Origin of the sequence: Herpetosiphon sp. NSE202 (genome assembly GCF_042688385.1) — a bacterium.
Lineage (GTDB): Bacteria > Chloroflexota > Chloroflexia > Chloroflexales > Herpetosiphonaceae > Herpetosiphon.
In genome coordinates this window covers 782,799-802,661 of sequence record NZ_JBHUPY010000001.1, presented here as the reverse complement: position 1 = coordinate 802,661, position 19,863 = coordinate 782,799, and the positions used below count along the sequence as shown (strand labels likewise).

Genomic DNA, 19,863 nt, shown 5'->3' with positions numbered 1-19,863 from the left:
GTCCTATGGACAACCTACGATACGCCTCAACTTCATGTCGCAGAAGTACGGCATGGAGCTATATCTACAGGTTAAGCACCATGGTATACAGCGCAATTGCAACCAGAGGCGCACACTCCCGCCTCATCCAGCACTATCCAGCACTATCCGCTAGCTCACGAGGAGACGCACGATGACCGAATTCGAGTTCTGGCAAAAAATTAAGGAAATGGGGCAGATCACCTATGACTGGTGGTATCCGACGATTGCGCTTCCGGCTTTAATTTGGGCACTATCGATCCTGTTTTTGGCGATTTTTGCTGCCCGCAAAATTAAAAAAGTCCATAATCGCTTCTTAACCCTCTTTTTATCGACAATTCCAGTTTTGCTCATCTTCCCATCAGCCTATATTGCAAGCGCCCTGAAGAGTGCGCTTAATCGGGTTGGCTATAGCATGCCCGTAAATGCCAATGATTTTGCACGCAACGATGCGATTGTGCTCGGCAATTATCTGAACACGTTTGGTTTATGGGGAGTGTTAGGAATTACCTTAACCTTACCATTACTCTTGACGAGCCTTTCGCGCAGCGAAGTGCCAGTTATCAGCCCAGCGATTCGCAATGCAACCAAAACGATCACCAATATTGCGACCAGAGCTTTTGGGCGACGGGGCGGGGCTGGTGGCGGCGGGCGGATTAATGCACCCTATGGCTCAGTAACGATTAACAATGGTTCACGGAAAGGCTCAATCGAAGCCTTGCGACCTGATTTCACCATTGGCAGCAAAGGTGATATTCAAGTTAGTGATGTGATTGTTTCACGGACGCATGCCAAATTCGTGTTGGAAGAAAATCAAATTGCAGTTGTTGATCTTGGCAGCACCAATGGCACCTTCTTGGTCCGCGATGGTCAAGGCTTCATGCTCGATGGGCAACCAGTACCACTCGAACATGGCGATATGCTCTATTTAGGCGATCCCAACCAAGACAACGCCGTAGAAATGTTATTTGAGTTTAATACAGGAGCATAACCCCATGAAAACGTGGATTTTGCGTTGTATCCTTGCTTTGCTGCTACTCTCGCCTGTTTTGACCTACGCCCAAGCAGCCTATGAAGTGAAACTCACCGATGCGCAATTGCTTGACGATCGGGTCGTTAACTTCAAAATGCGAGTCACCAACACGGCAACTGGCCAAGATGTGCCACCCTTGGAAACTGGCGATATAGCGATTTATCAAGATGGTCAATTGCTGACTGATTCGCAAATGGTGATGAATGCGATTACCACTGATGCGACCCATCCAACCAGCCATACAATCCCCTTTGATAGCCAAAATGTGTTACGGGCTTCGGGCGCAACCATCGGCTTGGTGACTGACTTAAGCGTAGCTTTAGGTGATCCCTTTATTGGCGAAGTGCGCACTGCTGCCGAAGGCTGGATTAACCTTGGCAATGCAGTTTCGCCCAACGACCCTGAATCGATTGGCTTGTTTATTCCGCGTTCATCGAACAGCCAAGCGACGCGCCCAGCCAACGCGCCTGAGTTTGATCGCGATCACAATAAAATTATTGGGGTTTTGCGAACTGAGCCACCCCGCGACGGCGCAACCAACTTGTATGGCGCAGTTTTAGAGGCTGTAACTGCAACTGCTGCCGAGGCCAAAAAACGTGGCACCGATAGCTATGTAATCGTTTTTGGCGATGGTTCAGTTACGCCTGATAGTGCTGGGTTGTTCAGCCAAATTGTCGATATTGCCAACAAAAATAATACGATTATTATTGCAGTAGGCATTGGCAAGCCAGAAAACTTGGATAAAGCAACCAATCAATTGCCAAATTTGGCCAGCAGCACCAACGGACGCTATGTTGCTGGGGGGGCTGATGTGCGGCCTACGAATATGGAACAAGCCTACAAAGCCTTGGTTAAGCCAGTTAACCGCACAGGGTATGATGTGGCATTTGTCCATACCGCTCCCCGTGACGACAAACAACATACCTTCCAAGTTAAGGTTACGATTGCTGGCCAAACCTGGGAAAGCTCGACCTTGCCGATTCCAACTGACGTATTGACAACCACATCGGAGTTTATCCCACTGAGTCAAATTCAAAAAGATTACATGCTGCGTGGCATTCCCGCCGCAATTATTTTGGCAGCAGTTACCACTGCTTTAGCAACCGCCACCCGCCGTCGCCCAACTCGGATTGAGCCAGGGGCTGGTAAGTAGGCTATCGGAGGATCGCCAATGCATCTTGTTGCAGGTCAACAATATGGGCGCTATGAGATTGTTGATGATCGTTTGGCCGAAGGGCTTTCTGGCCCAGTCTACCACGCGATCATCAACCACGATGATGGCCATCGTGAAGAAGTGGCGCTTAAATTTCTGACGAATAAACTGCCTCAGGTTCGTCAGTATTTTATGAATGAGGAACGCTTGCTGAAAAAAGCCGAGCACCCCCATGTGATCGGCTTTGTGCATAGTAACGTGCGTGACGAGCCATATACGCTGGCCACGACGTTTGTCTATGCCTATAGCAACAAAGAATTATCCAAGCAAAAAAGCGAAACCATCGCGCTGCAAATTGCCGAGCAAATTGGCAGCGCCTTGGATTATTTGCATATTGCCCACCCAGATAGCCCAGTTATTCACCGTGATGTAAAGCCCGATAATATTTTGGTCGATAAAGCCTCGCACGATGCGATTCTGATTGACCTTAGCGTGGCTTCGCACGAGCGCTTTGCCTTGGTTGATGAACGTGGTTTTGGCACGCCGCCGTATATGGCTCCTGAGCAATATACTGGGCACGAAGTGCCAGCCACCGACCAATATGCCTTGGCTTTGGTGGTCTACTACTTCCTGACGGGTGATACGATTCCAACCATCAAGCCGCCAAAAATCAAAGGCTTAGAGTCGGATGACCCGCAAATTTATCAAGCAGCCTTGGCAACGTGGAATACCGGCTATCGCCAACAACTAGTGGCCCAGAGCGAGCGCATGCGCAAAAACTTGGCCAAACATCCAACCGCAATCGAGGTGTTCTTAAAAGCGACAGCGTTTGAGCCAGCCGATCGCTATAGCTCCTGCGCTGCCTTCAGCATGGCCATGCACGAAGCCTTGCGCAACGATGGCGCTGCGTTTGCCGCCCCAAGTATGCCAATGAGCAACTCCCGCCGCTCGACGATGATTAGTATTGGGGCGATTAGTGCTCTGGTTTTAATTGCAGTGCTCTTTTTATTCTTTGGTGGCGATGACACGCCTGTTCCATCAGGCAAAGCAACGCCCGATCAGGCAGCACTTCCACCAACCTTGACTCTCCCAGAAGCAGCAACTCCAGCTAATGGCGGTTTTCCAACGGTCACGATTGAGGTCATTCCAACCTCAACCTTGCCACCAATTGTTGAGCCGACGGCAGCCAGTAGTCGGGAAGTGACGCTAACCCAAGCCTATATTTTACGGGCACAACCAGGCGATGGGAGTGCAAATGCCCTGCAAAGCGGCCAAGCCCTGACAGGCCAGAAGTTTCGTGTGATAAATGAAACTCCTAGCACTATCAGCGGTGATCGACGCAAATGGTTTAATGTACAACGTATCAGCGATGGAGAAACAGGATGGTTACCAGAAACCGTCTTACAATAGGCCACCAAGGAGCTTTGCAATGAGTCAAGCAGCTAATCTGCCCAATCTCGTGGTCTATGGTCAAAGCGATGTTGGGCGACAACGCAACAACAACGAAGATAATTTGGCATGGCGACATGCCGATGAACGCAGTGTTGGCACCAAATTGGTCAATGGGGTAACTGAACTTTTCGCCAAAATCCGCGGCGGCGGCGCAACCGGTTTTAGTGTTAAAATCGATCACAAGTTGCTGGCCAGCCATGGACGACTCTATGTCGTGGCCGATGGAGTCGGCGGCAACGATGATGGCGAGTTAGCTAGTCGCGCTGTGGTTGAATATACAACCAAGTTTTTCTACAATAGCGACCCCAAAAGCTATAAAAACAAACAAGAACAGCTGAATGCTTCGATTCAATATGCAACCAAAATGGTCTATAAAGAGGCTGGCAATACCAACCGTGCCTCAACTTTAGTGCTGGCCTTGGTGTGGGATGAAGGCAGCCTGCGCAAGATCATCTTCTCGAATGTTGGCGATAGTAAAGGCTATTTGTTCCGCGCCAATAATACCGAATACGATCGTGCCGTTCAAACCAAAGATCACGTCAACGCCATGAACAAAAGCCTCTGGCAATCCATGGGCGATCCTGAGGTAACGCCTCACTTCAGCGATGAGCTGGTTTTGGGCAAAGATGATGTGATTGTGCTGTGTTCGGACGGGCTTTCCGATGGAGTCCAAGCAGAGGAAATTGGCAAAATTGCCACCCAAAATGCCCCCCAAAATGCCACAACTGAGTTAATTAGCCTTGCCAATGAGCGCGGCGGCCACGATAACATTACCAACGTGGTTGTGCGCAATGGGCCAGCCCCAATTCAATGGGGAGCCTTAGGCGGGATTCTGGGGGTTGTCTTGTTGGTTGCAGCACTCCTCGGCGGGATTGTGTTTATGGGCGGCGACGAGGTTAACCCCAATGGCAGTGGCCGCAATGCGGTTGTCATTCCCACTCGCCCAGTGATTAAGCTGGATGACGGTTCATTTGCCACCGTTACCTTGCCTGCGGAAACCGCAACTGCTGAAGCAATCTTGATTCAGCAAGCAACCGAAAATCCCGTTCCAACTGATACGCTTGGCCCCCAAGCCACCACTGCTCCAGGCATCAACCCAACTGTACGCCCAGAGGCAACCAACCGACCAGTAGTGCAGCCAACCAATCCGCCTGTGGTCGTCCAACCAACCAATCCGCCTGTGGTCGTCCAACCAACCAACCCACCAGTGGTGCAGCCAACCAATCCACCAGCTCCAAGCGATCGCGATGGTGATGGCGTTCCTGATGAGATTGATGCTTGTCCCGATGTGGCTGGGCCAAATAATGGCTGTCCCGCACCAGTTGAGCCAACTGCGCCACCAGCTGTTGTCGATAGCGATGGCGATACGATTCCTGACGATGTTGATGCTTGTCCCAATGAGCCAGGCGATCCATCGCGCAATGGCTGTCCAAAACCGGTGGAAGCACCACCAACAAATACACCGCGGCCTGAGCCAACAGCAGTCCCACCACCAACTGTTGAAGCAACACCGAAGCCAACGGTTAAGCCGCCAGTAACAGCTCCATAATCTAGCCATACTACAATTGCTAAAAAAGCTTTGATAGGTTTTCAGCTAAGGAGTTTATTGAATGAGTTTCAAACGTGGATTAATCATAAGCTTACTCGCATTGATAAGTAGTTTACCGAGTGCGAGTTTAGCGCAACATAGAGCAAAATTGAGTCCTGATGTTAATCAAGCGCCACTTGTGGTTGAACAACCAACCGCCGCTGATGCCTTGCCAGTTGTTAAGTGGGATTCGATTAATGTTAATGTGGTTGAAGGTGAGGAGGCATGGCTCGCGCTGCGCACTGATACACCAATTAATACCACTGGCGGAATTCGCATTGATATTGAGCTATACACAACCAATGCCGCAAATGGGGCTGATATCGATACCGATTTTGATCGCGAAATCACCCTCCCGCAAACCAATCAGTCACGCGATAACCAAATTACTGGCTATATCAGTGGCACATCACAAGTGCTGTATATTCAATTACGCACGGTTAGCGATACGATCAACGAACCCAACGAAGTCTTCTTTGTTGATATAACCGTCTCGAATGGCACCATTGAATCCCGGGGCAATCGCGCAACAATTAACATTGTCAGAGATGCAAAATTCTATCCTGCCTTTGCAAACTTCCAAAGCTGCCAAGATGTTGGTGAGCCAAACAATAATACCGCAACAACCAGCGGGTTCTTAGCAGTCTCCGGCGGGCCATGTTACGGTGATTTCAATGGAGAAGTCCCAACACGGGCCGATTACTATCGAATTAGTCAAGCAGTTGGCGGGAATATTAACATCCGCCTAAAAAATATAACCCCCGATCAACATGATCTGGATTTATATCTCTACAAATTTAACCCGAGCATCAACCGCTATGAAGAAGTGGCGAACTCGCTTAATGGCGAACAGGATGATGATGTGATTAATAGTGAAATTGTCGCCAATACCAGCAATAACAATGGCCTCTATCTTGTATCAGTTTATTGGACTTCTTCAAGCGGCAGCAAAGTTCCAGTCTATGAATTAAGCGCCAGCTTTCAATAAAGAGTAACCAAAACAGGAGCCTGTACAAACGCTACAGGCTCCTGCTATTCCACGCTTTTAGGACAATGATGAGATTAATCAAGCGTGAGGAAGAATCAGCGATGCACATACTTTCAAAATCTGCTCTTTTTCTCTTCCTACTCTATTGTTTTCCAAATGCTAGCTATGCTGAGCTTAAAACTCCCCAAGCAGTCACTTTAGCCTGGGATAAAGTATCTGTCGCAACTGCTGAAGGGGTCGATGTTTGGCTACGAATTAATGTTGTTGGCGCTGCGCCTAGCGAAGAAGTTAATCTTAAGTTCATCTACCAAACAGTTAGTCAAATGGCAACTCCCAACGATGATTATGTGCCAACCAATTGGCCTGATGGTACCAAAGGTGCGATTACCGGCCTGCAGCGCGTTGCCTATATCAAAATCGATATTCTCAAGAATATCTATCCTGAACCAATCGAAACCTTTCAAGTTGTGCTCCGTTCTGATAGCGCAGCCACGGTGATTTCTGGGCCAGCACGAGCAACGGTAACTATTAACCCTTCACGGTTGATGATTCCAGTTGTTGGCCATTTAGAATCATGCATCCACGTAGGCGAACCAGCGAATAACGCAGCTGCAAGTGCTGGGGTCATTGCGCCTAATGGCGGTTGGTGTAACAGTAATTTCAGAAATGAACAACTGCTTGCCGTTGATTATTATCGACTAAAGCCAAGTAGCAATGGCACAATTACGATCCAACTTGAAAATACAACTCCCGATCAGCATGATCTGCAATTATATTTATACTATCTTGCTGGCAATGGGCAATATGCATTTTATCAGCAATCAACTAACTCCGGCCAGCAAGCAGAATTGATTACTGCACCGATCGCAGCCAATACGAGCTACTTGATTTCTGTCTATTGGGAGAGTTCAAGTGGCTCAAAAGTGCCAAGCTATCAGCTAAAAGCCAATTTTCCATAGCTAACCCACTCATTGCCCGATTCACTCTATAATACCTACGATTCGAATCGTCATTAGTCTATAAGTAGGAGTGTCGCAATTATGAAATTTGCCAGAATCCTCATTCTGCTGTTACTAATTCATGGGATTTTGCCCACAGCAAGCCATGCCAATCCTGATATCCCGGCTGCCCCAGAAGTCCCTGAGACTCCAAACGCAGCAACCCTTGCTTGGGACACGTTGACAGTTTCTACAGGTGAGAAAAGTGGCGAGGTTTGGTTAAGAATTAAAGTTGTTGGGGCTGGGGCTGGCGAAAACGTCAACCTTAAGTTTATTTATCAAACATTTAGACAACAAGCAACACCCAACGATGATTATTATCCAACACCATGGCCAGGTAATAGAGGCTCAATTACTGGTTCACAACGCTATGCAGATGTGAGAATTGGGATTATTAATAATAGCCCATATTACTTGGAGCCTTACGAAACATTTGAAGTGGAACTGCGTTCTGATTCATCAAATACAGCTATTACAGGCCCAGCCCGCGCCACCGTACGAATTGAGCCTGGCCGAATTCACCAACCAGCCGTCGGCACCATTCAATCGTGTACCAATTTTAGCGAGCCTAGCAATAACTCGCCACTCACCGCTGGAACCATTGTCGATAGTGGTGGCTGGTGTAGCAACGACTTTCGTGGGGAAGCAGTCCAAGCCTTCGATTATTATAGCTTTGTACCAATGACCAATGGGACGATCAAGATTCGGCTCGAAAACACTACCCCCGATCAACATGATCTTGATCTGTATCTCTTTTACCGTGATGGTAATGGCAATTATCAGAATTATCGTCAATCAATTAATGGCAATCAACAAGCAGAATATATTGAAGCGCCAATTGCTGGTTATACCAACTATCTGATTGGGGTACACTGGGTAAGCAAGAGTGGTGATAAAGTTCCAACCTACCGCGTAAACCTTTCTCGTTAATAAATTCAAGCTCATGGCTCAGCCTTTTACTCAAGGGCTGAGCCAGCCTCATAACCAGCGATTGCCCGCCGATTCTAGCAACAAGGATTCTTAGGTTATGCACAACAAACGTTGGTCATTGTTCCTGCTCATAATCTTTAGTCTGATGGCCTTGCCGGTTGCTCATGCCGAGGAAGCTAGCCCAGCAAACGAAGAAGCTAGCCCTCAAGCCATCGCAGTAGCGTGGGAACGGACTGCGGTTCAGACAACTGAAGGAATGAGTGTTTGGCTCAAAGTAATGGTGTATGGTGCAACTGAGAGTGAGAGTATTAGCCTCAACTTACGCTATCAGACCTTCAATGGGACGGCGGTCGCGGGCAGCGATTACTCGCCAACTGCTGGCACTGGCAATGCATTAACCATTACTGGTTTACGCCGCTATGCGTTGATCAACATTGGGATTTTGGCGAACGCTGTTGCTGAACCATACGAGCAATTTCAAGTTGAACTGCGTTCAGAAACCGCCAATGTCAGTGTGATTGGTGGTGCTCGCACCACAATCGGCATCTCGCGCGCCCGACTGTTTGCGCCAGTTGTCGGCGACCTTCAATCATGTATTCATGTTGGGGAGCCTGCTAATAATGCCTCAACAACAGCCGGGGTGATTGCCTTGTCTGGTGGTTGGTGCGAAAGCGACTTTATTAATGAAGTGCCAAGTAACTTCGATTATTACCAATTCAAAGTCGCAGTTGGCGGCAAAGTAACCATCCAACTTGATAACATCACGCCTGATCAACACGATTTTAATCTCTATTTATATTATCGCGATGGCAACAACCAGTTCCAAGTCTATCAGCAATCGGGCAATCCTGGCCAAACGTCCGAGTTGTTGAGCAATGTTCCGATTGCCGCCAACACAACCTATCTGATTAATGTGGTTTGGGCTGCTAAACTCGGCGATAAAACCCCAGTCTATCGGGTTAAAGCCTTATATCAACCCTAATTGAGCACGCTTGACCTCCGAAGCGAGGTCGGTTGCCGACCAGCGCTTAGCATTTATGCTGGCGCTTGTCAAGGCTAGCGAATAGTGTGATAATGGGGCAGCAACGAAGTTGTCGAGAATAGTTAATCTTTGGTACTGAAGAGAGCGGCCTGCCGCTGTTTTCGTTGTAGGATGCTGCTATGGAGTCGTTTGAACATACACAGTTGGGCGAGTATGCCTTGCAAGACGAAATAGGTCGTGGTGGGATGGCGCTCGTCTATCGAGCACATCATCCCGACTATGGCTCGGTCGCCTTTAAAGTGCTGCCGCCTTATTTCGCCCACGATACCGACACGCTCCGACGATTCATGCTCGAAGCACGGGCGATTCGTGAACTGCACCACCCACATATTGTGCAGCTCTACGAAGCCAGTGATATTCCTGATCCCAACAATACCCGCCAACGAATCCATTATATTGCCATGGAATTTATTGGCGGTAGCACACTCAGCGAACGCTTACAGAAGCAACCCCGTCAACAACTCAATCCAACGATTGAGATGGGCTTGCACATTGGCTCAGCCTTAGATTACGCACACCGTAAGCAGTTTATCCACCGCGATATTAAACCCAGCAATATTCTGTTTCGCCACGATGGCCATGCTGTGCTCGCCGACTTTGGGATTGCGCTGGTAAGTAATGAAGCCCGCATGACTAAAACCGGCGGTTTTGCTGGAACTGTCGCCTATACAGCACCAGAAATTGCTGAAGGCCAAAGTGCTGATGCGCGCTCGGATATTTATGCGCTGGGCTTAATTTTGTATGAGGCCTTAGCTGGCAAAAATCCTTATGCCAATATGCATGCCAATATTGCAGTTGCGCTAAGCAAAATTATCAGCACACCCTTGCCACCCTTGCGTGAATTAGCCCCGCATGTGCCACCACTGATGGCACAAATTATTGAACGCGCCACTGCCAAAGATCCCGAACGCCGCTTCGAAAACATGTCTGATTTCGTTGAAGCGCTCAAACAGGCTAAATTTGGCCGCACGGCAACCAAACCAGATGTGCCGCTGAATGCCCATGGCAAGCCCATGATCCCAATTGCGCGCCCAGGTGGCAGCCGCAACGAACGCAGTTCTGAAGGCGATTCAACCAGTACCAGAGTTTTCAATCCCGTGGTTGGGGCTGCTAGTGCGGCTAATGTGCCACTTTCACAGCCAAACCAACCTATGGCCGGCCCAGCTAGCGCTGCCAATCTGGCTATGCCCGCCGAAGGTACGCAAATCTATGCACCACCAGCAGGAAGTGGCGCAAATAGTCGGGTTAATCAACCATTGAGTGGGGTTAATCAACCACTCAGCGGAGTCAACCAACCTTTGGCAGCTGGCCAAAATTCGCAGGTCAATGTTTCATTGCCAAACGATGGCACGCAGATCTATGCGCCGGAAGCGGTTGGTGCGCCGAGTGGGGTCAATCAAGCATTATCTGGGGTTAACCAAGCATTATCCGGGGTCAATCAGCCGCTTACTGGCCAAAACCCGCTACGTGGCCCAAGCTCGCGGCCAAATCGCACAGTTAATGCCCGGCCAATTGAGGTTGCCCGACCAGCAACTGCCTTCAATCAAAGTCTTAACCCTAGCTCAGAGCCAAATCTCAACTTTGCAGGCACAGGCTCAATTGCGCTGAACCGACCCAATAACAAAAAGAAGGCCTTAATTGCTGGCATTGGCGGCGGCATTTTGGGCCTAGTGTTAATTGGGGTCTACATTCTATCAGGCAGCAATCCTGCCAACAGCACGACGGGCACCGGAACGCCGAATTCGATTCAGGTTAATACCAATGGCGGGGCAACCGCAACCACTGGTAGCACCAGTCAAGGAACCCCAGTTGGAACCCAACCAATCGGCATCGTCGATCCGGGCGCGCCAACCAGTACCTTGGCTCCAACTCCAGAAAATAGCCCAACGCCAGAGCCAAGCAATACGCCAGAACCAACAGCCACATCGAATGCGGTTGTAGCAACGGCGCGTCCACAACCACAACAGCCACAACCAACAGCGCGGCCTCGGGCATCTACTAGTACCCCAGTGCCTCAAGCAACCGAGGTTCCAGCAACCGCGGTTCCAGCGCCAGTCGATAGCGATGGCGATGGGTTTACCGATGATGTTGATGGCTGTCCTGGAGTTGCTGGGCCAAATAATGGCTGTCCGGCTCCAACCGAACCGCCACCACCAACCCCAATTCCTGACTCAGACGGCGATACCATTCCTGATAACGTCGATAATTGTCCAAATGAGCCAGGCGATCCATCACGCAGTGGTTGTCCGAAACCGCCACCAACCAATACGCCACGGCCAACCGTTGCACCGACCGCGCCGCCAATTAATCCATAATGTTTGTCGGAGATCACGCGATCAGAGCGCACAATCCAGTGCGCTCTGTCTATGATCACAATCAATGTTTAGCATTAGGTGGCCCTCTATGCAAAACTTAAGTAATCTTCAACTTGGGGAGTATCATCTAGCTGAGCAGATCGGGCAAGGCGGCATGGCAATTGTGTACAAGGCTGAACATCCACAGTTCGGTACAACAGCCTTCAAAGTCTTGCCGTCAATGCTCGTTCATATCGGTGAACTGTTAACGCGCTTTCTCAACGAAGCCGATGCTGTGCGGATTTTACATCACCCGCATATCGTTCAATCGTATGAGACCGGCGCAGTACCCCACCCCAAACTAGACGAGGAGGTCTATTTTATTGCGCTCGAATATATCGACGATGGTTCGTTATTAGAGCGCATGATCGCCAGCTCGCTTGCCGTCGAAGATGTGATTAAAATCGGAATTGATATTGGCTATGCCTTGGAATATGCTCATAGCAAGGGCATTATTCACCGCGATATTAAACCAAGCAATATTCTCTTTCGCAGCAATGGCCAAGCGGTCTTAGCCGATTTTGGCATCGCCAGCACGGCACAGTATATTCGGCTAACCAAAACCGGCAATGTAACCGGCACCATCGCCTATATGGCTCCTGAGATTATGCAGGAAGTGCCAGCTTCGCCGCGCTCGGATCTCTATTCGCTGGCCTTGGTGCTCTACGAAACCTTAACCAACTCGCGACCATTTGGCACAGATACGGCCTCGCCACAACTCGTACAAAAAATTTTGCAAGAGCGTATTCCGCCGCTGCAAGAGGTTGTGCCCAATATCTCACCAGCAGTCGCCCAAGTGATCGAACGCGCCTTGGCCAAACGGCCTGAGCAACGCCAAGAATCAGTTGGCGAGTTTGTGAGCCAACTCCAACATGCCCTCCAACGGCGCATTCCAAGCGAATTTACCATTCCCTTACCAGCGCCATCCGAGGATCTGTTCGTCGATCAGTTTACCCAGCCGCAGCAGCGCACACCAAAAGCCCGCCCAGTCGACATTAATCGGCCAAGCGCAGCAGCGCCAACTTTCGGCCTCCAAGCAAGCAGCAATTTTGCTAGCTCAGCTCGGGCAAAATTCACCACAACGATTCAGTTCGTCTTGATTGCAGTTGTCACTTTCTTTTTAGTCCTAGGTATTTTTTTCTTTTTTCAATAATTGACCCTAGGTATTTTTGCATTATTAATTGTTGACACAACTGAACTAAGCGAACCGCTAGCAAGCCCAAAATTGCCCTTTTCAGCGCTTCATCGTAAAACAGCGATGAAGCGCTTGTAGTTAACGGGCCAGCAAAGTATATTAACAGCGTAGCCCGTATGGATACGGTTCAGCGGGAACAGCACCTGAACAAATCAACCAAACCCCAAATTGATCACCGCTATCGACTGTAGGATTGGCCTATGGAAATAGTCGGTGGTGCGTCGAAACTAGCAACTAGCATATCAGCGCTATGGGGAAACGCACAAAGACATGCACATGGCTCGGGCTGGTGGTGACTGATCACCGACGAATTCCCATCTGCTGCTCGGTTATCAATTTGAAGCATTGTTATTATCCTGGCGTGATGTGACATAACCGTAATTTTAAGGTCAACCGCTTGGAACGCTAACAAGCCCAGCCCCTGCGAGGGTCTTCCTCGGCAGGCAGCCGCTTGAATTAGGCATAACAATTAGGTATTTGTCCAGCTTTGAAGCTGTCGAACCGTATCCGCGGGTCTTTTTGGTTAGAGTGTTTTGATGAATGCAAAAAAGGAATGCCAGCATCTCGGAGGGGGTGCTGGCATTCGCCGTTTAGGGCTTTGGCACATAGCTAAAAATGCTATCACTAAATTCAAGTTGATAATGCTGATCAATCAAGCGAATGCTTTCTTCTGTCCAACGCCCAGTCGCATCACGCCTATCGGACACATTGAATGGCAACATGATCAAGCTCCAACGCCGTTGCCGGATGCTCTCATACAGGCCTTGTGCCGGCCAAACCCCACTCTCAATCGCCGGACCCATGGTCGAGGGATCATCAAAAATCAGCGGTTTGCCTGCCGCAAGCGCCAAACCAGGATTATCAAGCAATACATCACCAGGCTTGGAATGAATATAGGGCACAAACCGCGCCAAATCATTAATCTCAAACTCGCCACCATACCAACTTGGAGTTTGGCGGAGGAGCCAGCCTTGGAGTAAGCCAGCACTCAGCGTTACAACCGTCAGCGCATGCCACCAACCACCCTTATTCCAACCAAGCTCCAACAACAAGCCCAGCGCTAGCCCGCCAGCCAAACTCCAAGCAAGCATCGTCTCTAAAAGATGATTATGATGCGCCCCAACTTCGCCAGCGCCATAGAGCGAAATCGGCGCAAGCACTGCATACAGCCCCGCTTGGCGGATCGCATAATTGCGCGGCTGCAAGGCTAAGCCAACCAGCGCCAAACCAAACAATGGCAACGACCAGCCAAGCAGGCGCACATACTTCCACATCAGGTCAAAACTCCACCACTCTGAGCGGTGCAAGCCCCAAATGTGGCGCGTTGCCCAACCATCGGTCACAAGATCCAACGTCAAATAGGGCAGGCCAGCAGCTAAAATCACTAGCGTGCCAAACTTCAACGCTTTGCGCCAATCGTGCAGCAGCAAATTCAGGCCAACCGCCAGCGGAGCAATCGCTAAGGTTTGTTTGGCTAAAAATGCTAAGCCAAAACAAACCGCCGCCCAACCAAACCAACGCCCTTCGCGCCAGCTTGCCAATAGCAGCCCGAGCGCAGTAAAACTCAAGGCAAATAAATCAGGCTTGAGCCGCAACGCCCAGAGTTGGGCAGGCGCAAAGGCCAACCAACAGGCCCCAATCGCCAAACCAAGCAACCAATAGCGGGTATTGCTGGCCACAAACAGGCTAATAATTAGGCCAATCGCCAACATTGAAAGCAGCGAAACCCAACGCCCTGCTGTAAAGGGTCGCTCAGGGTCAAATGGCATAAACGAAAGCAGCATGGGGTGCAACGGGGTATATGGGGCGGAAATAAATTCCTCGGACACAATCGGGCGATACAATGAGCGATCACGCCGAATCAGTTGGGCTTCGTGTAATAATGTGCCTTCAAGGCCATCATCTGGGGTTTGCAAGTTCAAGACTGGCCGCCGCGCCAAGCCACGTTCAAAGGCTGGCCACATCAACCCAAGCATCACTATCAGCATGAACCCACCGATGCCAAGCCGCCACCAAGTCTGTTTTAGCCCTTCAGTCTGCTGTTTTTCCATCGTTGTTCATTCTTCCACAAGCTAACAAAAGCCCATGGATGATAGCAGATCCACCGACCAACGTCTAGCAAACTGATTCGCTCGCAACCGAATGCTCATCTAATTATCATTCTGCCACCGCAGATCATCAATCCACGTGCTGCTGCCAATCTGCTGCAATCGTGAATGCTTTCTGCTCGTTGCGTCAGCAACTGCTTGCTACACTTGGAGTATCACAGATAGCATACCGTGCTTGAGTATAGTTAATTTGATAAAGGAAACAGGAATGAGGAATTTATTTTTCACTCTTTTGTTAGTTCTATTTATAATCGGATGCAGTGAACAAGCGGCAACCCAAAGTCTCGCATTTACGCGGCTTGCAGATCTCGATGATAACCATGGGAGCTTTGATGATTATCCATATGCAGAAGGTGTATTAAATCTGCGTTTCACCCAAACTGACTATGAGCAAACGCATTTGCTTGAAGAACTCCCGAAATTACAAGATCCTTTTGTTGATCGTCAAGCAATCCAAGCCGTCGATATGAACACAAGCATGATTCTTACGATTTTCACCTCAGCGTATATTGAGCGAGGTCGCTGGGTCAAAATCAATGAAGTTCAGCGCTATCAACAAACCCTTACAATCAAGGTTGAATATCACACCCCGAAACTAGGCCAATTACTTACTCATTCTGCACCAGTTATGTCGATCAGCAGTATTGCGCTTGATCGAGCACTACTCCCGCCAACCGATAGTTTGGTAACAATTCTAGTCATTGATCAGCACCAAACCGAGTGGATTCGCCAAGTTTATGAAATAGCAACATTGATTGAATAAGGGCTAGAAATACTAGCGTTCGTGCAAACTTTGCAGCAATTCGCTGCGCACGCTTGGCTCGCTTTCGGTTTGCAAGGCTTGTTGCAATAATGTGCTGGCTGAATTATCAACATTACGGCCAATCGCCCACGCGGCATGCTCGCGCACAAGGCTGCTTGCATCGTGCAGCAAGGGCGCGAGCAAGGGCAAAATGCTGAGGTCGCGCCAGTTGCCAGCGGCCACACAGGCATTGCGCACCAAACGATCACGCTTAAGTCTGCTAATCGCGGCGCTGCCATAGCGCTCGCTAAAACTCGTCGCATCCAAGGTCAAAAGGCTGGCCAGGGTTGGTGCAGCTCGGTCGTGATCGATTGGAAAAAAGGCCGTTTCTTGGCTTTGCACCCCAAAACGCTGCCACGGACAAACATCTTGACACACATCACAGCCAACAATCCAATTGGCCATTTGCGGGCGCAGCTCACGCGGAATCGAGCCTTTATATTCAATCGTAAGGTACGAAATGCAGCGCCGCGCATCAAGCACATGCGGCTTGGGAAAGGCTTGGGTCGGACAAGCTCGCAAGCAGCGAGTACACGAGCCACACATCGTTGTTGGCGCTGGCTGATCGTAATCAGTAAATTCGTAGCTCGTCAGAATTTCGCCCAAAAAGAAAAACGAGCCACGCCGTGGGCTAATCAACATGGTGTTTTTGCCAATAAAACCCAAGCCTGCTTGCTGGGCATGCGAGCGCTCTAAAATCGCCCCAGTATCCACATAAACCCGCTGCTGCACAGGATTGGGAATTTGGGTTTGCAACCAATTGGCCAATTCCTGCAAGCGCGGAGTCATCAGATCATGGTAATCAATGCCCCAAGCATAGGCCGCAATTCGCCCACGGCTGGGGTCGTTAAGCAGGCTGGCAGGAATTGGCAACGTGCGATAATCGAGCGCCACAATAATCAATGAACGTACATTCGGCACAATCACATTTAGATCTTGGCGGCGGGCTTGGCGATCAGGCCGCGCCAAATAGCCCATCTCGCCATACATTCCGGCCTCAACCCATTGTTGATAGGCATCCAACGTCGGCGATGGGCGTGCTGGCGTGATGCCAACCAAATTAAAGCCTAAACTGGCGGCTTGGGCGCGCACAGCAGCAGCAAGATTAATCGTCATAAGCCACTTTAATCATCAGCATCTGGGGCTTGCTCACGCAACCGCCGCAACTCTTGGCGCAGCAGATCGATTGAGGCCAAACTTCCATCAGCAGCTTGAAAAAACCAATGTTCCCAGCCGTTACAACTTGGCTGGCCTGTCAAAATTGTGCCAAGTTTATGAATCGAGCCACGTGTGCCATCGGCCATGCGCAGCGAAGCATCGGCCAACAGGGTTGCGCCAAGCGTTGGATCACGATTAAACCACAATTGTTGGCCAGCTTGCAACAAGCCATGCTCCAGTAAATTACCAAACGGAATCCGGGGAATCCGCCGTTTGTTGCTCGGCAAGGCTTCGAGCGCATCAGTGTTGGTTGGTGGCGCAATCGCTGCAATGCGGCCTCGCGCGGCCTCGACATAGCTTGGGTCGCGTTCGATGCCAATGTAGTGGCGAGCCAAGCGTTTGGCCACTGCGCCAGTCGTGCCAGTGCCAAAAAAGGGATCAAGCACCACATCGCCGACATTTGAACTGGCCAGCAAGACGCGATAGAGCAAGGCTTCTGGTTTTTGGGTGCTATGCACACGGTTGCCGTTGATGCGCAAGCGCTCATTGCCAGTACACAATGGAAATTCCCAATCGCTGCGCATTTGTTTATCGTCGTTCAAATGGCGTAAGGCATGATAATTAAAGGTATACTTTTGGCCTGGCGATTTAGCACACCAAATTAACGTTTCATGGGCATTGGTTAGGCGCACACCACGAAAATTTGGCATTGGATTGCGCTTAATCCACACAATATCGTTTAATATCCAAAAGCCCAAATCTTGCAGAATTGCACCAACGCGATAGATATTATGATAGCTACCAATCACCCACATTGTGCCATTATCTTTCAAAACCCGCTGACATGCTTGCAACCAAGCGCGCGTAAACGCATCGTAGGCAGCAAAATCACGAAACGAATCCCAAGCATCATCAACCGCAGCAACATGCGTCATGTTGGGGCGCAATAAATCGCCACGCAATTGCAAATTATAAGGCGGGTCAGCGAAAATGAGGTCAACGCTGGCTGGTGGCAGTGATGGAAGAACATCACGACAATCCCCTAAAAGGATTTGATCGTGGTTCAAGGCTAAATCGGCCATAAGCAGTCCTCATGCGTGATAGTAAGATCGTATCCTACCAAAGAATCAGTGCATGTGGAACATGGAATATTGTTAGCATCAGGCCAATTTGGTTCTCAGCAACGATACTGCCTAGTTAGTCGGCAACCTTGCGCTGAAACAGCCCAGCTAAGGCATTTTTGCGCGGTGCAAGCACCAACACAATCAGAAAGATCGCCGTATGCGCCAACACAATCGACGAGCCAGTTGGCACGCCATCAATATAGGCCGAAACGTAAATCCCAATTGTTGCCGCCACCAAGCCTTGCAACGAACCCCAAACGATCATCGACCAAAAACGGCGTACCACCAACGAAGCAGTTGCCGCAGGCGTAACCAACATCGCCACCACCAAAACAATCCCGATGCTTTGAATTGCTACCACCACCGTGATCGCCATAATGCTGAGCAACAAATAGTGCAAGAAGCCAACTGGCAAGCCTTGAGCCGCCGCCGCCGTGCGATCAAAGGTCATCAGCACCAATTCTTTGTAGAGCGCCGCAATCACCACCAAAATCAAGCCACCAACCCCAACAATCGTCCAAAGATCGCTTTGGCGTACCGCCAGAATATCGCCCAGCAACAATCCAAACAGCTCTTTGTTGTAGCCACGGTCGCGCGAAAGTAGAAAAATGCCCAGCGCAAACATGCCAGCAAATAATACGCCAATTGCGGTATCGAGGCTCACTTTGGAGCGGCGGGTGATCCAGCCAACGCCCAAAGCTGTGGCAACCCCAAAAATCGCCCCGCCAAGCGCAATATTCCAGCCAAGCATCGAGGCAATCACTACGCCAGGAAACGAGGCGTGGGCCAATGCATCGCCAATAAACGATAAATCTTGCAGCACCACAAACGCACCCACCACCGAGCAGAGAATTCCAATCAGAATCGCGGCCAGCAAGGCGCGTTGGGTCGGCGCAAATTGTAACGGAACCACGACACAGTTCCATAAATCAGTACATTTCATCGGTCGAGAACCTTTTATAGCTGGCAGGGGCCAGGGGTCAGGGGCTAGGGATTAGGTTTTATCTAATTGACATTCTTAGCACTATCACCATTAGCTAAGGCTTGTTTTTCGCTGCAATTGCCATGGTTGCAATCGAGAATAATTCGTTCGTGGCTTGGCACCAGCACTAACGAACGGCCAAAGGTTGCCTCAACCACGTCACGAGTCATAATCGCAGTTGGCGGGCCATAGGCAATCAGGCGTTGGTTGAGGCACAACAAAGCATCGAAATGATGTTCCAGATGCTGCAAATGATGGGTTGTAACTAGCAGGGTACGGCCAGCATTGCTCAAATCGCGCAGAAGATGCAAAACCACTTCTTGAGTTGGCACATCAACGCCGCTAATTGGCTCGTCGAGCAGCAATACATCTGGCTCTTGGGCCAAAGCGCGCGCCAAAAACACCCGCTGCTGCTGACCGCCAGAAAGATCGGCGATTGAGCGCTGGGCAAAATCCTGCATATTAACTTGTTCAAGTGCCGCGTCGGCTAGCTCGTAATCGGCTTTTTTGGGCCGTCGCAGCCAACCAAGCTGGCCATAACGCCCCATCAGCACAACATCGCGCACGCTGGCCGGAAAGCGCCAATTGACCGCGCTAATCTGCGGCACATAGGCAACTTTGCGCGAACGCTTGGCCAAGGCTTGGCCTGCCACCAAAATTTGGCCAGTTGAAGGAATTAAGCCTAAGATGGCTTTAATTAATGAGGTTTTGCCAGCACCGTTGGGGCCGATAATGCCGATTAATTGGCTGGATTGAGCTTGAAACGAAACATCGCTCAAGACTGGGCGTTGATCATAGCGAATGGTAAGTTGACGAACTTCAAGCGCTGGGGCAATCGTCGTAGGCGCTTGAAGCCGAATATGCGCTTGGGAAGCAACCGCTGCCATAGAAAAATCCTTGTTAACGCAAGAAGCTATAGGCAACAGCCACTGCTGTTC

The 19,863-nt window shown here is 49.9% G+C and carries 16 protein-coding genes; 11 read left to right on the top strand and 5 right to left on the bottom strand.

Annotated elements, in window-relative coordinates:
• Positions 1-172: 172 nt before the first annotated feature.
• From ACFMKP_RS03475 to ACFMKP_RS03430, 10 genes are all read left to right on the top strand, one after another.
• A complete protein-coding gene (locus ACFMKP_RS03475; RefSeq protein WP_204754643.1) occupies positions 173-1,009 on the top strand; it encodes an FHA domain-containing protein in 837 nt (278 codons plus the stop codon).
• A gap of 4 nt (positions 1,010-1,013) precedes the next feature.
• A complete protein-coding gene (locus tag ACFMKP_RS03470; protein ID WP_382289088.1) occupies positions 1,014-2,204 on the top strand; it encodes a vWA domain-containing protein in 1,191 nt (396 codons plus the stop codon).
• 18 nt (positions 2,205-2,222) lie between these two features.
• The gene (locus ACFMKP_RS03465) at positions 2,223-3,614 is read left to right on the top strand and encodes a serine/threonine protein kinase (RefSeq protein WP_382289086.1); all 1,392 of its coding nucleotides are present in this window, start codon (positions 2,223-2,225) and stop codon (positions 3,612-3,614) included.
• A gap of 19 nt (positions 3,615-3,633) precedes the next feature.
• Complete coding sequence (locus ACFMKP_RS03460) at positions 3,634-5,205, top strand: protein phosphatase 2C domain-containing protein (RefSeq protein ID WP_382289084.1); 1,572 nt, start codon at positions 3,634-3,636, stop codon at positions 5,203-5,205.
• 61 nt (positions 5,206-5,266) lie between these two features.
• The gene (locus tag ACFMKP_RS03455; RefSeq protein WP_382289082.1) at positions 5,267-6,232 is read left to right on the top strand and encodes a hypothetical protein; all 966 of its coding nucleotides are present in this window, start codon (positions 5,267-5,269) and stop codon (positions 6,230-6,232) included.
• A gap of 101 nt (positions 6,233-6,333) precedes the next feature.
• Positions 6,334-7,191 (top strand): hypothetical protein, encoded by an 858-nt coding sequence (locus ACFMKP_RS03450; protein ID WP_382289080.1) that lies wholly within the window; start codon positions 6,334-6,336, stop codon positions 7,189-7,191.
• A gap of 81 nt (positions 7,192-7,272) precedes the next feature.
• Positions 7,273-8,160, top strand: coding sequence for a PPC domain-containing protein (locus tag ACFMKP_RS03445; protein ID WP_382289078.1), 888 nt, complete (start codon positions 7,273-7,275; stop codon positions 8,158-8,160).
• A gap of 97 nt (positions 8,161-8,257) precedes the next feature.
• Positions 8,258-9,142, top strand: a complete 885-nt coding sequence (locus tag ACFMKP_RS03440) for a pre-peptidase C-terminal domain-containing protein (protein WP_382289076.1) — start codon at positions 8,258-8,260, stop codon at positions 9,140-9,142.
• A gap of 179 nt (positions 9,143-9,321) precedes the next feature.
• Positions 9,322-11,517 carry a protein kinase gene (locus ACFMKP_RS03435; RefSeq protein ID WP_382289074.1) on the top strand — a complete coding sequence of 732 codons (2,196 nt, stop codon included), beginning with the start codon at positions 9,322-9,324 and terminating at the stop codon, positions 11,515-11,517.
• A gap of 88 nt (positions 11,518-11,605) precedes the next feature.
• A complete protein-coding gene (locus ACFMKP_RS03430; protein WP_382289072.1) occupies positions 11,606-12,709 on the top strand; it encodes a serine/threonine-protein kinase in 1,104 nt (367 codons plus the stop codon).
• A 632-nt stretch (positions 12,710-13,341) separates the two neighbouring features.
• Here the strand turns inward: ACFMKP_RS03430 and ACFMKP_RS03425 are convergent.
• Positions 13,342-14,802 (bottom strand): hypothetical protein, encoded by a 1,461-nt coding sequence (locus ACFMKP_RS03425; RefSeq protein ID WP_382289070.1) that lies wholly within the window; start codon positions 14,800-14,802, stop codon positions 13,342-13,344.
• A 265-nt stretch (positions 14,803-15,067) separates the two neighbouring features.
• Here ACFMKP_RS03425 and ACFMKP_RS03420 point away from each other — a divergent pair, with 265 nt between their 5' ends.
• Positions 15,068-15,622, top strand: a complete 555-nt coding sequence (locus tag ACFMKP_RS03420; protein ID WP_382289068.1) for a hypothetical protein — start codon at positions 15,068-15,070, stop codon at positions 15,620-15,622.
• A 12-nt stretch (positions 15,623-15,634) separates the two neighbouring features.
• On the opposite strand, the gene queG is transcribed toward ACFMKP_RS03420, so the two are convergent.
• The 4 genes from queG to ACFMKP_RS03400 form a co-directional block, all read right to left on the bottom strand.
• Complete coding sequence (queG, locus tag ACFMKP_RS03415) at positions 15,635-16,777, bottom strand: tRNA epoxyqueuosine(34) reductase QueG (protein WP_382289066.1); 1,143 nt, start codon at positions 16,775-16,777, stop codon at positions 15,635-15,637.
• Between the two features lie 8 nt (positions 16,778-16,785).
• Positions 16,786-17,901, bottom strand: coding sequence for a site-specific DNA-methyltransferase (locus ACFMKP_RS03410; RefSeq protein ID WP_382289064.1), 1,116 nt, complete (start codon positions 17,899-17,901; stop codon positions 16,786-16,788).
• A 115-nt stretch (positions 17,902-18,016) separates the two neighbouring features.
• Entirely contained in the window at positions 18,017-18,886 is an 870-nt protein-coding gene (locus ACFMKP_RS03405; RefSeq protein WP_382289062.1) for a metal ABC transporter permease, read from the bottom strand.
• Between the two features lie 62 nt (positions 18,887-18,948).
• Complete coding sequence (locus ACFMKP_RS03400; RefSeq protein ID WP_382289060.1) at positions 18,949-19,812, bottom strand: metal ABC transporter ATP-binding protein; 864 nt, start codon at positions 19,810-19,812, stop codon at positions 18,949-18,951.
• Positions 19,813-19,863: the final 51 nt, after the last annotated feature.